This is a genomic window from Synechococcus sp. PCC 7335, assembly GCF_000155595.1.
In the GTDB taxonomy this organism is placed as follows: Bacteria; Cyanobacteriota; Cyanobacteriia; order Phormidesmidales; family Phormidesmidaceae; genus Phormidesmis.
Window position 1 is genome coordinate 1,977,411 of record NZ_DS989904.1, and the last position, 14,031, is coordinate 1,991,441.

12 protein-coding genes are annotated in these 14,031 nt (G+C 47.2%); 6 read left to right on the forward strand and 6 right to left on the reverse strand.

The window, feature by feature from the left end:
- Window positions 1-147: 147 nt before the first annotated feature.
- Complete coding sequence (locus S7335_RS08680) at window positions 148-795, reverse strand: hypothetical protein (protein ID WP_006457231.1); 648 nt, start codon at window positions 793-795, stop codon at window positions 148-150.
- Window positions 796-1,056: 261 nt separating this feature from the next.
- Window positions 1,057-1,545 carry an allophycocyanin subunit alpha-B gene (locus S7335_RS08685; protein WP_006454063.1) on the reverse strand — a complete coding sequence of 163 codons (489 nt, stop codon included), beginning with the start codon at window positions 1,543-1,545 and terminating at the stop codon, window positions 1,057-1,059.
- Between the two features lie 351 nt (window positions 1,546-1,896).
- On the opposite strand from S7335_RS08685, the gene rlmD reads away from it, so the two are divergent.
- The 3 genes from rlmD to S7335_RS08700 all read left to right on the forward strand — a co-directional run bounded on the left by rlmD (window position 1,897) and on the right by S7335_RS08700 (window position 5,823).
- Window positions 1,897-3,348 (forward strand): 23S rRNA (uracil(1939)-C(5))-methyltransferase RlmD, encoded by a 1,452-nt coding sequence (gene rlmD, locus S7335_RS08690; protein WP_006455870.1) that lies wholly within the window; start codon window positions 1,897-1,899, stop codon window positions 3,346-3,348.
- Between the two features lie 43 nt (window positions 3,349-3,391).
- Window positions 3,392-4,447 carry a UDP-3-O-(3-hydroxymyristoyl)glucosamine N-acyltransferase gene (gene lpxD / locus S7335_RS08695; RefSeq protein ID WP_006454577.1) on the forward strand — a complete coding sequence of 352 codons (1,056 nt, stop codon included), beginning with the start codon at window positions 3,392-3,394 and terminating at the stop codon, window positions 4,445-4,447.
- Between the two features lie 515 nt (window positions 4,448-4,962).
- A complete protein-coding gene (locus S7335_RS08700; RefSeq protein WP_006454569.1) occupies window positions 4,963-5,823 on the forward strand; it encodes a pantothenate kinase in 861 nt (286 codons plus the stop codon).
- Here the strand turns inward: S7335_RS08700 and S7335_RS08705 are convergent.
- Entirely contained in the window at window positions 5,799-6,698 is a 900-nt protein-coding gene (locus tag S7335_RS08705) for a M48 family metallopeptidase (protein WP_157620144.1), read from the reverse strand. The genes S7335_RS08700 and S7335_RS08705 overlap by 25 nt on opposite strands.
- 390 nt (window positions 6,699-7,088) lie before the next feature.
- Between S7335_RS08705 and S7335_RS08710 the strand changes: the two genes are divergently transcribed.
- Window positions 7,089-7,631, forward strand: a complete 543-nt coding sequence (locus S7335_RS08710) for a DUF4330 domain-containing protein (protein ID WP_038015937.1) — start codon at window positions 7,089-7,091, stop codon at window positions 7,629-7,631.
- Between the two features lie 124 nt (window positions 7,632-7,755).
- On the opposite strand, the gene S7335_RS08715 is transcribed toward S7335_RS08710, so the two are convergent.
- Entirely contained in the window at window positions 7,756-8,415 is a 660-nt protein-coding gene (locus S7335_RS08715) for a cofactor assembly of complex C subunit B (protein ID WP_006454513.1), read from the reverse strand.
- A 212-nt stretch (window positions 8,416-8,627) separates the two neighbouring features.
- Between S7335_RS08715 and S7335_RS08720 the strand changes: the two genes are divergently transcribed.
- Complete coding sequence (locus tag S7335_RS08720; RefSeq protein ID WP_227499973.1) at window positions 8,628-10,001, forward strand: D-alanyl-D-alanine carboxypeptidase; 1,374 nt, start codon at window positions 8,628-8,630, stop codon at window positions 9,999-10,001.
- 38 nt (window positions 10,002-10,039) lie between these two features.
- Here the strand turns inward: S7335_RS08720 and lptC are convergent, their stop codons facing one another.
- Both lptC and S7335_RS08730 read right to left on the reverse strand, forming a co-directional pair.
- A complete protein-coding gene (gene lptC, locus S7335_RS08725) occupies window positions 10,040-11,230 on the reverse strand; it encodes an LPS export ABC transporter periplasmic protein LptC (protein WP_071776922.1) in 1,191 nt (396 codons plus the stop codon).
- A 60-nt stretch (window positions 11,231-11,290) separates the two neighbouring features.
- Window positions 11,291-11,926 carry an NYN domain-containing protein gene (locus tag S7335_RS08730; RefSeq protein ID WP_006456660.1) on the reverse strand — a complete coding sequence of 212 codons (636 nt, stop codon included), beginning with the start codon at window positions 11,924-11,926 and terminating at the stop codon, window positions 11,291-11,293.
- Between the two features lie 1,179 nt (window positions 11,927-13,105).
- Here S7335_RS08730 and S7335_RS08735 point away from each other — a divergent pair.
- Window positions 13,106-13,984: a DUF2993 domain-containing protein gene (locus S7335_RS08735; protein WP_006454484.1), complete on the forward strand. Its 879-nt coding sequence runs from the start codon at window positions 13,106-13,108 to the stop codon at window positions 13,982-13,984.
- The last annotated feature ends 47 nt before the right edge of the window (window positions 13,985-14,031 follow it).

The following is a 14,031-nucleotide window of genomic DNA, read 5'->3' on the forward strand; positions in this document are numbered from 1 at the left end:
TCCGAGTAGTTAGGTACGTATGGGCTGAGCGCTTCAAAAAGAAAGCGGTGTTCTCAACCGATATAACTATCATAACCGATGTAACAAAATATTACAAGTCCTTCAGCTCTTCTACAGAAATACTCAGCTATTGTTGTGGCCATTTACTTAGGATGATCGCATAGCACTCATGGCGCTCTTCCAAGCCATCTCTTTACGTAATACCTGCAAAGCTTTTTGTTCTGCGCCCGAGAAAAGTTCTGTAGCAATCAGCTCACTAAGTACTTGCTGGGTAAGCTGAGGCGCAAATGCTCCACCGGAACGTAGCAGGTGACCGTAGTAAGAGAACTGAGGTCTACCATCGGCTGAACGGTGGAAATTGTGGATCTCATCAATGCTCATTTGTGAAACGGGTGTGTTCGCCGGAATGACAACCCGTGGTATGCCGTGTAGTCCATAGTTTGTCCTGGTAGTGCCTTTTTGAAGACTGCCTACTAAGGCGACATTCAGGAGGATACAGGTATCTTGAATCAGATCAGGAGTGAAAACAGGGTCTGGGGCACTCGTTAGTCTAGGTCCGCTGCTTAGAAAAGACGAGTTGAACAGCTGAGAGTCGTAGATAATTCCTACTGCCCAGTGGCGCGAACTCTCAAACTTTACAAATTGCCCAAATCCATAGTCTTCAATCTGTGGCGGACTATCGACATCGTTAGATGTGTCGAGTTGAACAACATAGTCGCAGTGGGAGTTAGACTTAACGACTTTGCCAAGCTGACAGTCGGTGAATTCGGAGGAAGGGGAAGTGGGAGAAAGCATAGCTAGCGGTGCTCAAACAGTACATAGCTGATGGGCTAAGACTAGCTTAAGTAGGCGTACGAGTGTATCAACTTCACAAAAGGATTCGTTTTAGCTCTATATGCATTAACGGTTCTATCTATCGCGAAGGCGTAGAGCTAAGCGGCGAACACGATGGGTGTATTCGAAGAGGAGTGTATTCGGAGGTGAAAGTAATAAAAAAGTAGGAACAGGATTAGTTGCCTGTTCCTACTTTTTGATAGGCTGCTTTTTCTGATAAGTCTATGCGGACATTGCTTGAATGATGTAGTCGAAGTAAGGAGTCGCTTCAGCAGCATCTTCCTCATTCATCAATGATAGCGATGCATTCTTCAGGCAACGGATTGCTTCTACCATTCCAGGTACAGGCACATCTAGGGCGTTATACATCTCACGAACGCCGATTAAACCTATACTTTCAATCGGTTCCTTATCGCCAGCGAGAACGCTGTAAGTGATTAGCCGCAGATACCAACCATAGTCACGTAGACACAGGGCACGCTGCTTTTGGCCATAGGCATTGCCACCTTTAGCAATGAAGTCAGGGCGTAGCTTCCAAAGAGCTCCGCTAGCTTGCTCCACGATTTTCTTCTCATTATCCGCTAGGATCTGAGCAATCCGCATCCGCTGATCGCCGGTCTTCAAGAAATTTTCAATACCTTTGAGCTCGCCGCTCGTCGGGTAGCGCAGCTCGTCATCTGCATTAAGGATTACTTGGCTGACAACAGACATAGTTTTTAGGGGTGCGATAACTCTGTATTTATATTGACAGTTTAACGACTCTTAGGCGAACAAGAAAAGCATTGATAGTCTCTTCTTAGGTATTTTTTTCGCTGAAAATAAAGCGAAACACCGCTATTAGCTCCCTGAGAATAGGTTTAAGAAATATTACGTTGGCGTTTGAATAAGTTTAATTTGGCCTCAAGCAAGCGCTCTAGAACTAAGGCGTGGTCAAGTAGTGCCTACTAAAGGTTGCCAATAAGCGATACTAGTGGGCTGACAATTTCAGCTTTCGACTCCTGTGAGCGTCCCAACCCTTTTGAGTTTTTCGCTGTCAATGTATTTGTTGCCAAAGTAATTGCTATGTCTCCAACCTCTCCTTTCGAATCTAAACCCAATGCCCAACCTAGTGCTGGAGGCAAAGTATCCGCGCCTAATCCCTGGGAAGCCGCTGGCGAGAAGCCAAAGTGGCGGCAGGGTGAAACTTTGAAGGTTACTATCACCGATTTAAGTAATAGTGGGGATGGTGTAGGTCGATGGGAAGACCGAGTTGTGTTTGTGCCCAACACAGCCCCAGGGGACGAGATGCTCGTTAAGCTGACTAAAGCTAAACCCACTCATGGTTTTGGTAAACCAGCGGGTATAGTTAGTCCTTCGCCTAAACGGGTCCGTCCGGCTTGTATCGTTGCGGATAAATGTGGTGGCTGTCAGTGGCAGCAGGTGAACTATGAAGAGCAACTAGCCGCGAAGCACCGCCTAGTGGTAGATGCGCTAGCTCGAATTGGCAAACTCTCGAATGTGCGCGTTGATCCGGTTCTTGCTGCCGAGGAGCAGCTGGGGTATCGAAACAAGGCAACGTATCCCCTAGGTTTGTCACCGACGAAGGATGTTAAGGCTGGCTACTATCAGAAAGGATCTCATCGACTGGTCAACCTAAATCAGTGTCCGGTTCAAGATGAGCGGCTTGATCCGCTCTTAGCGGCAGTGAAAAAGGATATTCAGGCTCGTGAATGGAAAATCTACGACGAGCGATCGCACAAGGGACATATCAAGCACTTAGCGTTAAGGATAGGTCGCCGTACCGGTCAGATCTTGGTTACATTGGTTAGCCGCTCGACCAAGCTCAAAGGTATTCACGAACAGGCTCAGCAGTGGATGGAGAGATATCCAGAGGTAGTCGGTGTACTGGTGAACTTAAACTGGAAGAAAACAAACGCTATTTTTGGCCCAGAAACATTTTTGATTGCCGGATCATCCTATCTAGAAGAGAAATTTGCCAACCTAACGTTTCATATTCAACCTGCAACCTTCTTCCAGGTCAATACTACTCAAGCGGAGCGACTGCTAGATGAGATTCAGACTGAGCTAGCTCTAACTGGAGATGAAGTTATTGTCGATGCTTACTGCGGTGTTGGTACCTTTACGCTACCTTTAGCGCGACAGGTAAAACAGTGTATCGGTCTAGAGTCGTCTACTGAATCAGTGGTACAGGCACAAGAGAATGCTGCTCTAAACGGCATTGAAAATGTAGGGTTCAGAATTGGTGATGTAGCAGCGCTACTGCCTGATCTAGATGTCAAACCAGATATTCTGTTGCTAGATCCGCCTCGTAAAGGATGTGAGCTAGCGGTTCTAGAATCGATTGTGGCGATCAAGCCTAAGCGCATTGTGTATGTGAGCTGTAATCCCGCAACATTAGCGCGCGATTTGCGAGTATTGTCTGAAACTGGAGGCTATCGAGTGACGAGAGTTCAGCCTGCAGACTTTTTTCCTCAAACTGCTCACGTAGAATGCGCCGTCTTTTTGGAAGCCTAGCCTGTTAGTTTATTTAGACTACGTTGCGTGCGAGGAGTGAGCCATGAAATTTAGTCAGATTGTTGCAGCGCTAGGCGATCAGGTGACGACGTCAAGCTTAGATAGTGATCCTAGCGCGGGTGAGCGCACCCTCACCGGACTAGCTGCCATCGAAGAAGCGGGCGCCGACAAGCTTAGCTATGTGGAAAGCGCAAAGTTTGCGTCTCGCCTCAGTACAACTCAAGCAGGGGCACTGATTTTACCTAACGACCCCACGATGCAGGCGCAAGCTTCTACTCGCAACATTCTCTGGATTAGTGTCAAAGATCCTCGGCTAGTCTTTGCTAGAGCGATTAGCTACTTCTATCAACCCTATCGTCGAAGCGCGGGCATTCATCCTAGCGCCGTTATAGAACCAGGCGTAGAGATGGGTGAAGATGTGGCAGTGGGGCCTTTAGCCGTTGTTCATGAAGGGGTGAAGCTAGGCGATCGCACCTGCATTCATGCTGGCGCTGTTGTTTATCCTGGGGCCATGATCGGCCGCGACACTGTGTTGCATGCCAACTGCGTTGTGCATGAGCGCACACAAATTGGTGATAACTGTGTGATTCATAGCGGCGCAGTCATCGGTTCAGAAGGCTTTGGTTTTGTCCCGACCGCTACGGGTTGGGAGAAGATGCATCAGTCAGGTATCACTGTCATAGAAGCAGGCGTGGAAATTGGCTGTAACTCTACGGTTGATCGCCCTGCTGTAGGCGAGACCCGAATCGGCAGAAATACCAAGATCGACAATATGGTCCATATCGCCCATAGCTGTCAGGTAGGCGAAGCAGTCGCAATGGCAGCCCAGGTAGGGATGGCAGGTGGCACGACCATTGGCAGCCGAGTCATCCTAGCAGGTCAAGTAGGGATTGCGAACAAAGCCAAGCTGGGAGATGGCGCTGTAGCATCCGCTCAATCAGGCATCGTTAGTAACGTTGCGCCTGGCGAGATTGTATCGGGATCGCCGGCTATGCCCCACAAAACATTTCTCAAGTCATCTGCAATTATCAAGCGGCTGCCAAAACTAGTAGACACCGTAAAGCAGATACAGCAGCGGCTTAATGAAACGAATGATTAGCCAAATGAAAACTTATGTATCGCCGTGTAAACTTGTGATTCATAGGGTAGCGTGCTTATAGGTCGGTGCTAGTATATGACACAAGAAAGACAACTAAATTAAGTCCGGATTTGAGGAAGATTTTAACTCTTGAAAAGTAGTACTGTTGACAGCGAGTAAGACCAAGACTTCTTTTTAGATTGAGTTAGAAAGCCACCAAACTCCACCCGCATTAAGTACAAAATAGCTGTGTTGTTCCATAATTAAACCTGGGCGTTGAGCCTTACTTTTTGTAAGCCAAGCCAAATCCAAGTGGATATCCTATTTTAGGAACAGACAAGCACTGTAACCATTTGATTTTCTTTGTCATTGAACTAGATTTGTTGTTGTCAATTTGGAGACGATATTAACGATCGACTATTGATTTGAGTTGAACGTACTAACTAGTTGTATTTAAGGCTGACCCCGCTGGTCGGCCTTTAGTTTTTTAAATTGTCCTTTTCGCTATACCCTTCTCGCTATATGGGTTTGCAACCATGCTTTCATCTTGGCTAGCGCTGGTAGTTGGCAACACCCGTTTGCACTGGGCATATTTTGAAAGAGGATCAATAGCAGCAACCTGGCATACCCATCATCTTTCCAAGCAAGCGGTTGAACGTGTAGATGCTAAGTCATATCTGCAAGCTGCCCGGCTGCTAATTGATAGTTTAGTAAGCGAATCGAAGATACCCTCTCTTCTTCAAGACCTGACGCTGCCGATAGATTTGTGGGTTGGGTCTGTAGTGCCTAGCCAAACGCAACTTTGGCAACAGGTAGTTCCTAATTTAGAGCTTGTATCACGTTCGCGCATTCCTCTAAACGACATCTACCCTACGCTTGGTATCGACAGAGCTATCAACCTACTGGGCGCAAATCACGCTTTCGACTGGCCAATTTTGGTAATTGATAGTGGCAGTGCGCTAACGTTGACTGCTGGTGTAAGTAGCTTAGATCAGAGCAAATCGTATGACGGCTCGGTGTATGGTGGTGCAATCTTGCCTGGCCTAGGACTCCAACTCAAGGCTTTAGGACAGCAGACAGCCGATCTAGGCTCGCTGTTGCCGACGATATCGGCAAAGGTCACTGTTGAGCGTCAACTGCCAGAGCGATGGGCGCGCAATAGTGAAGGTGCGATCGCCAGCGGCATCATCTATAGCCTTACGAGTACCTGTATTGACTACATCCAAGACTGGTGGCGAGCGTTTCCGAGCGGCGTCGTCGTCATTACTGGTGGCGACGGTCCTTTGCTATATCAATACCTAAAGCAAAGAACCCCAGAGATAGCCTCTAGGGTTCTAATCGACGACGATTTAGCGTTTAAGGGTATGCAGGCCTATCGAAGAGAGCTGACAACGTAGCTATAGTCAGATTCGTTTGTTCCAAAAGTAGCGTCGGCATAGGCTTCCGTTTCGTCTAACTCTTGCAGTTCAGCGACTCTATTTGCAGCATTAGGATGAGTGCTTAGAAACTCTGGAGGCGACCCTTGACGAATGAGCTTTTGCATGAAGCTAACCATATCTGACTGGTCGTATCCTGCTCTACCCATCGCGAAGAAACCATGTCTGTCGGCCTCATACTCATCACTACGACTCGCTGGTAGCTGTAAGGCGATTTGTGTCCCGATATTGACTAAGCGATCGCGGTTCACCCCTAGCGCTCCAGTAATACCCTGAGTGATGGCGGCCTGTCGCATCTGCTTTACAGCATGCTTACCGGCAATATGACCAATCTCGTGACCGATAACACTGGCTAGCTCAGCTTCAGTATCAGCCTCAGCCATCAGCCCTGTGGTGACGTAGACATATCCTCCCATCGTTGCAAACGCGTTGACTGCGTTGTCTGAAACAATTTGAAAGGTGTAGGGAATGTTGGGGCGATCGCTCACTTCTGCTAGACGCTGTCCTATGTCGTTGACGTAGGTATTAAGTGATGAATCTTTATGTAGCCTGATTTGTCTTCCATTGATGAGCTGAGCGTTGATACCTGAACCTAAATCAACCTCTTGAGCATCCGAGAGATTTGATAGCTGAAGTACTCTTATCCCACTGAAGAACAAGTCTAGCCAGCCAGCCTGAGAAGGTTGCGCTGTGGCCACATTGAGACCAATAGCCATCATCAGACCCGCTAAGCCGAGTGCTACCCGTCGATAAAGCGTCTTTCCTACAGTTGCTCTACCCTTTCCTACGATTGCTCTACTCAGGTGAGAGGGTGCCAAGTGTAATCGTTCAAACATGGAGAATAGCCGTCGATGAAAATGAACACTTCCAAATGTGAATTTTGTCTAGTATCCTTACCCAATCACCTTAACGACTTCTCTCCTAGGTATGGATGTGTTCTGTGACACTTCAAAAAAAGATGATATCACCTCTGCGTTTGTCCACTTCGGTATGGCAAAGTAAGGATGCTTTATTACCTTTGTCTTGGTGATCATTCCCTAGCGCTGTGCGACGAGGCAGGGTCTCACCACTGTAAAAAGAGTTGCCTGCTGCTCTGTAACGGTGCTAGCCGATGAGCATGTTCTTGGCAATTCTACGAAAGCTACAGCTGAGAAGCTGCTGCGAAAGAATGGGTTCAAGTGCATGGGTCAAGCAAGTAATCGTAGGCAGGAGTAAGCGGAAAGGCAATGGCAATATTAGATTCCAAAGGGCGACTTTTCGGCAAACTAAGTCTCTTAGATCTAGGGGCGGCTTTGGCAATCGTCATGGTCATCTTCGGTATATTTTTCTATCCAGGCACCGGTGGATCTGTCGCACAAGTCGGTAGCGTTACCGAAGAGATTGAGGTCGATGTCATTGTCAGAGGGTTGACTGTGCTGAATCCTGAACAATTTTTAGCTGATTTGTCTCAAACAACCTCGACCAAAATTATTGTGCGAAACCAGCCCTACGGCAGCATTGACATCAAGCAGGTTCAGCCTTTACCTCGGAGTGTTGCGGTTCCCCAGCCAGATGGTACAGTCAAGTCTTTTCCAGATCCTCGCCCCGAGTTAGATTACACAGTCGATATGCTGATCACGCTTGGCGGTGAAGCCCAAATTACTGAGGATGGCCCTGTGCTAGCCGTACCTGTCAAGGTCGGTACACCTATAGAGATTGACGGCCCAAACTACAACTTCAGAGTCGCAACAGTAGCCGTCCGAATCCTAGACGATGATGCGACAGAATAGATGCCCGTCAAGATAGATGCCTGTCAAGTGGCCTTTCGAAAAAAGGGTTTACAAGATTCAGATAAGACTCTATCAGACAAGACTTTGGGCTGAAGTTCTGTTTATTCGCACTCTGACAGCCCTCTCAAACTGTCTCTGGTTGTGGTAAATCCAAGAGGGTGTCGGCTAGCTTTTCAGCGATTCCTTCAATCCAGTTCTCGTCTTGCTTTGTGTAGCTTCGAGGCGCATCGGCTCCCAATATCAAAACGCCCTTATTCTCTAAGGGCTGACAAATCAATCCCTGAGTATTTTCTGGTAAATAGTCAAACTCTACTCGTCCTGGATAGAGTGCCAAATTCACTAGATAGACTGGCGAGCCTTTTTGTAGTACTCGCTTTACAATTGCGCCTGGTATGACTGACGATTTTGGACCTAAGACACCTCGCCGCAATAGCACCTGGCCATCGTAGTAAACCAGCACACTACGAGTGGCAGTATTTGTCAGCAGTAGATGAGAGGCCCAAGCCAGCTCTGTTTTGACCTGCTCTGGCAAATTTTCTACTAGCTCAAACCCCTGGTGGCCAACTAGTTTGACGGACTCAGGTGGCTTTGGCTGGATACGCTGCCACAATAACCCGGTCAATATCAACACTGCACTCAAAATAACGCCAAGCGCATCAGCTCGAGATTGGGCAGCGCTTAGACTAGGCGTTGTCACTCGGTTAAGAAATAGGAGCGTACCACCCATTGACCCGACTACGATAGGCAGTAGTCTAAGTATCTGGTCTTGTTCAGATCTAGCCATAGAACGCAAGCGCTAAGTGAAAAGTGATGAGACGGTTGATCGCGACTGAAGTGTTCAGGACTGAAGTCATCAGAGTCGAAGATAGGGGTTTCTAACGCACACAAAGGCATTAGGTATAGTGTATCTTTGGCAGAAGCTGATTTGAAGATGTGGCTAGCGCTAAGAGCTTGCTGAAGAAACTTTGGGTTGTCTTGCTGAACGGGTACGCAAACATGAGTCCTATGATAGTTTTAGCAGTGCTAGCTGGACTGCTAAGCGGACTGTTGGGTGGCCAAAAACTGGCCAGGCCCTTGAATTTGAGTGCTGTCGATATCCGCCCTCGCTGGGAATCGACTTGGGCAAAATCGGCGATCGCCAATGACCCAGCAGCTAAGTCAATTGTGGCTAACTACCTGTCTGGACTGACGGCGGCTGGATACTGGCCTAGAGAGCAAGGTATCTGGGTCTCGGTAGGTGACTATCCGGTGGCAGAAAATCTGGGAACGGTTCCTATGCCTGCTGCTTCGCTGACAAAAATCGCAACGACGTTGGCTGCGCTGGCAACTTGGGAACCGACCCACCAGTTTGAGACGTGGGTTGGCTGGCGCGGCGATGTCGAGAATGGAGTATTGTTCGGTGATTTGGTGGTAGTCGGCGATGACGATCCCCTTTTTGTATGGGAAGAGGCGATCGCACTAGGCAAAGCTCTGCAGCAGCAAGGCATTCGCCAAGTTAAAGGCGATCTGATCATCGTAGGTCCCTTCCATATGAACTTTGAAACTGATCCTGGCACATCAGGGGCTTTGCTAAAACAGGCGCTAAATGCTGATGAATGGGACTACGAGGTAGAGACTGCCTATCAAAAGTTAGCTGCGGTAGCAAAAAAGTCTGCAATAGAAGCACTTAAACCGACTATTGCAATTAGCGGCGGTATTGAGGTCGCGCCTATTCATCAAAAAGAATCAGTCGATGGCTGGTTCCTACGCCACGATTCGTTACCGATGGTGGCAGTGCTAAAGGCAATGAACATATATAGCAACAATCCGATGGCCGAGCAAATGGCTAATGCGGTTGGTGGCTCTAGCGCTGTAGTCCGCAAAGTAGAAGCGATAGCAGGGATCCCGCCGGGCGAAGTCAAGCTGATCAATGGCTCTGGACTAGGAGAGGAGAATCGAATTTCGCCTAGAGCCGCGGTGCTGATGTTACAGTCCATTCAATTGCAGCTGGTAGATAGTGGATTTACGCTATCTGATATCTTTCCGATAGCAGGCGCGGACGGTGGCACGGTTCTAGATCGGCAATTGCCGACAAACGCAGTCGTAAAAACAGGCAGCCTTGCGGTGGTGAGTTCTTTAGCTGGTGCTTTTCCGACTGAAACTAAAGGCGTGGTCTGGTTTTCAATTATGAATTACGGATCTGGTCTAGATACTTTGCGATCAAGACAGGATCAAGTTCTCTCTGCGCTTGAACAGCAGTGGGGAAAAGCGCAGACCTTGCCGCCAGAACTCCGCAGCTCTATTGTGATTGGTCAAGCACCCTACCAGTTTGGCGATCACTCTCGAAATCACCCGGTCGATCGCGAGAGCGTAAGCCACAGCCTTCTCTAGTCACAAGCACGCGCTTTAGAAGTTTAAAGCTGCAGCGATTAAAAGCCTTCTGGGACAATCTCTGTAATCACATCACCTGAAGCATCGCTAATAATGGTCAGTGTCCCATCTTCTATATTGCCAACGGCTCTAGGCCCAGACAGCATTGCGTTGGGGTTAGCGGCTTGCTGATAGCGAACATTGCCTTCTGCTTCTACCTGCTGTGTCGGCACCACCCAGGTAGCTCGCTCAGCCGTCAGACGAGTATCGTTCTTTTTGCCGTTCGCTCGTACATTGCCGATCAAATAGATAATTTGTTCAGCAAGATCTACGCTCGCCCGATTAGCTGAAGCCGTAAGCTGACGGGCTGGCTGAGCAATATTGACGGGCTGATCCATGTTTACAGTTTGCGCAGGTACATTCCATACAGCGCGATTACTTTGAACCTTTAGCCCTTCAGCCAAAGACTCTAGCTGTGCTGATTGCTCTATTGTGACTATATTTTTATCGAGCTGGGCAATGCCAGAGCGACCCACAAGCCGTTCTGTCAGCGTCTTATAATCACCCGTAGCAAAGCGCTCTACAGTCAATGGCTGCTCCGCTTTAACTAGCGACTGTTCGGTCAGCCAGATCAGCGCTTCAGAGGCGAAGGTGAACCAAGGCTCTACTTTGCTTTTGGCAACGACATCGCCGCTCATGGTGACGCGATCTTCTTTATTGTTGACCACTAAAGACTGAGCGATCACCTGAATCTGAGAATCAGAAACTGTGACAGGCGATCGCGTTTCCTCTGACAAATTTGCATCCTCAAAGTTACCCATCTGTAGCAGTCCTAGCGTTGGTTGCCACTTTAGTAGCTCTCCTGCTAGTGTCAGGTTGTCTGCTACGCGAGTAGCTACCAAGTTACCTCGAAGAAAAAGCGTATCACCGTTTTGCTGGACCTCACCTTCATCAGCAACTACGGTGTAGACCTTTTGACCTTCTTCGTAAAATTCGCCTTCTAGCGTTCGCAGTTCCGCTCTTTGAGTTTCTGGGACATACGTAACCGACTCAGCTTCTAATCGCCAAAGCAAATTGCCGTCTACGTCAGGTTGCTCTAACGTCACTGCTTGTAGGGATAGCTCGGCGTCAATAGCCTCGTTTGAAGTAGGCTCTACCAAGCTGCTTCTAGACACATAGGAGTGCAAACCAAAAAGTACGACAGCGCCTATTGCTATGACGAGCGTCCCTCTATACCAGAGTTTTTTCAAAACTACTTACACAGTCAACAATTACAGGTCAACGAATGATTGACTCTATGGGAATAGAACTTAAGAACGTCGCGATTCTGCCTCATCAAGTACGGACAGGCTAGAAAGAGGCCGGTAGGTATAGTTGCTACTACTGCTGTTTGCGCGAGACGTTTTGCAAATGTCTTCCTTGATACTGTCTAAATCGATATAGCGATCAGAGACATTGATCAAGCTATCACTTGTCATGGCCCTCAGGCTAACGACCTCTACACGCACACCTTTGTAGCTAGCAGCATCTACAGCGTACGCTAAATCTCCGTCTCCACTGACTAAAACTGCCGTATCATAGCAGCCGACTAGGGCCATCATATCAACGGCAATTTCTACATCTAAGTTCGCCTTCTTTGATCCATCAGGTAGCTGAACTAGGTCTTTGGCGATGACTCGATAGCCGTTCCGACGCATCCAAAGTAAAAAACCTTGCTGCTTTTCATTAGAGCGATCCACGCCTGTGTAAAAGAACGAACGAAACAAGCGAGACCCAGAGGTTAACCGGCTCAGTAACTTGGTGTAGTCGATCTCGATACCTAGCTGTAAAGCTGCATAGAAAAGATTCGAGCCATCGATAAAGATAGCAACGCGGCCTCGATTTTCCAGAACCTGCTCAGGCGTGAATACGGAATCGTGGCCCAGAATTTGATGGCTGTTTAACATGTACTACTTTCCAGAAATAAGGACGGATAGTTTTGATGAGGATGATTACTAATTTGGTGAGGTTGATTACTAAACTGTAAGCTTTAGAACTAAAGCTATCTGAAGTTGAAGTAAACTCAGATGTTTGTTCGGGTAGATAGGTGGTAGAAACGCAAATGTATAGAGAACAACAGCGGAGATAAATAGGCGTTATGGAGATTACGTTTTAGGCTAGACCTAGCAGATAAATTTCTCGCTCAAGCTTTGGTTAAGCTCTATGGATTTGAACGACATGTGTGAAGAAATCTCTATGACAACTTTTGTAGAGCGAAATAGAGACCAATTGACATGTCTGACGCACATTTCCTGACGAATGATCAAGTTACTAGCTTTGGTGTACTGTTCTAGGTGGGCCTGTTTATGCTTGGTAAAAGAAAATCCAATAGTGTCTATCTCTCTGCGCTATCGGTGCTAAATAGTATTCCTCAATCAGGAAGCTAGCTAGAATCGAGCTATGGAAATGATTCTAATCAGTTCTATAGTTGCTCTATCTGTATCATTAGCGAATGTCATTGCTAACGAAAGTAGCCTACGAAAACACTCTATAAACATGCTGACGCATGCAACCCACAAAGCTGCGACTTTTTAACTATTTCTCTCGCTTTAGCTATTTCTCTTAATAGCTATTAATATCGCTCACGTTTGTAGATCCAGTCACTTTGATGGATTGAGATAGTATGCTCGATACTGTTTGGAACTAGTTTTGCTTCAATAAATTAATCTTCATCGGATTGATCTTCAGCGAATGAAGTTGCACCTGATTAGGTAGGATAGCTAACCATCAAAGCGTAAATACTTAATTGACAGCTTGAGTTAATTAGCAGCTTGAGAACCTAGTTATTGACATATACATATATGATACAGTCACTTTTTTTATGTGCGGAGAAAACTAGCGGATTTTAATCTCTTCTCAAGGAATCGGATAGCGAATAGATACTCGTTATGGATGCTTCTAGGACCATAGAAGGTGTCCAATCTCAAGAAGGTATTGAAGGTCACTATCTGTTGGACTAGCAGAGTGATCGTAAAGTCTGAAAAGCTACCTGTACTGACGACAAATTAAAGCTGCCTCGACTGTTAGACTATTTAGTGGCGCTGCAGTATAGATTCTCTACTCCGATCTCATTCTTGAGATTCTATATGGATAAGTGCTTTGAATTTCCATGGCAGGCTTGTTCATATTTTGTTACAAATAGATCTGAAGTTTCTCTGCAGGTACTCACCTTAAGCATGTTAGGCGGTCTGCTAGGCTCTCAATCTTCATCCAAGGACTTTGGCGAGAACATGCTAAGTTCTGTGGCTCGTCAAGCCATTCAGCAGTTGTTCACCCGTAGTGAATCGGTTGATGTTTCTATTCGGTGTGCTCCGGCGAGCAAAATTCTGCAAGGCATTGTCGATAGCTTTCAGATGAAGGGCCGAGGGTTGGTTATCAAAAAAATGTTTGAAGCCGAGGCAATGGAGTTTGAGACGGATGCAGTCTCGCTTGATATGTCTGGGCTGATTGGTGGCAAAATTCGACTGAAGCAGGCTACGCATGCGATCGCCACAGTCACTATGACCGAGGCAGGCATCAATAAAGCCTTTACGGCAGATCTTGTTGAGAAGCACTTGAGAGATGTCACATCAGAAGAGGCAACCAGTATGTCTGGCGGCGATCCGGTGTCTTTTAGAGATGTACAGATGAAGCTGTTGCCGAATCAGCGAGTAAAGATCACTGCCAAAACAGATCTACCTAATCGTGACGATCTGCCTATTAGTTTGTCAGCGAAGGTTACCGTAGAGCGCCGTAGACGAGTGGTTTTTACAGACTTAGCGTTCGAGCCAGATGATGTCCCTGAGGATGTTCAATGGCTATCAGAAGCAATGATCCCTGGTTTTATCGGTGTTCTAAATCAGATGGTTGATCTAGAGCGCTTTGATCTCGATGGCGTGTCTTTGCGGGTAAACCAGCTAGATGTAAAAGGCAAACAGCTACTGTTCAATGGCTATGCGGAGATTGAGCACTTCCCTGGTATGTAGTACCGAATTGAGTAACTCGACGACAATGACAGGCAGCGACAGACTAG

What these genes read in the sequence shown, in the direction of transcription:
- S7335_RS08680 (WP_006457231.1), bottom strand. Translation starts at nt 795, where the DNA reads ATGCTTTCTCCCACTTCCCCTTCCTCCGAATTCACCGACTGTCAGCTT.
- S7335_RS08685 (WP_006454063.1), bottom strand. Translation starts at nt 1,545, where the DNA reads ATGTCTGTTGTCAGCCAAGTAATCCTTAATGCAGATGACGAGCTGCGC.
- rlmD (WP_006455870.1), top strand. Translation starts at nt 1,897, where the DNA reads ATGTCTCCAACCTCTCCTTTCGAATCTAAACCCAATGCCCAACCTAGT.
- lpxD (WP_006454577.1), top strand. Translation starts at nt 3,392, where the DNA reads ATGAAATTTAGTCAGATTGTTGCAGCGCTAGGCGATCAGGTGACGACG.
- S7335_RS08700 (WP_006454569.1), top strand. Translation starts at nt 4,963, where the DNA reads ATGCTTTCATCTTGGCTAGCGCTGGTAGTTGGCAACACCCGTTTGCAC.
- S7335_RS08705 (WP_157620144.1), bottom strand. Translation starts at nt 6,698, where the DNA reads ATGTTTGAACGATTACACTTGGCACCCTCTCACCTGAGTAGAGCAATC.
- S7335_RS08710 (WP_038015937.1), top strand. Translation starts at nt 7,089, where the DNA reads ATGGCAATATTAGATTCCAAAGGGCGACTTTTCGGCAAACTAAGTCTC.
- S7335_RS08715 (WP_006454513.1), bottom strand. Translation starts at nt 8,415, where the DNA reads ATGGCTAGATCTGAACAAGACCAGATACTTAGACTACTGCCTATCGTA.
- S7335_RS08720 (WP_227499973.1), top strand. Translation starts at nt 8,628, where the DNA reads ATGAGTCCTATGATAGTTTTAGCAGTGCTAGCTGGACTGCTAAGCGGA.
- S7335_RS08730 (WP_006456660.1), bottom strand. Translation starts at nt 11,926, where the DNA reads ATGTTAAACAGCCATCAAATTCTGGGCCACGATTCCGTATTCACGCCT.
- S7335_RS08735 (WP_006454484.1), top strand. Translation starts at nt 13,106, where the DNA reads ATGGATAAGTGCTTTGAATTTCCATGGCAGGCTTGTTCATATTTTGTT.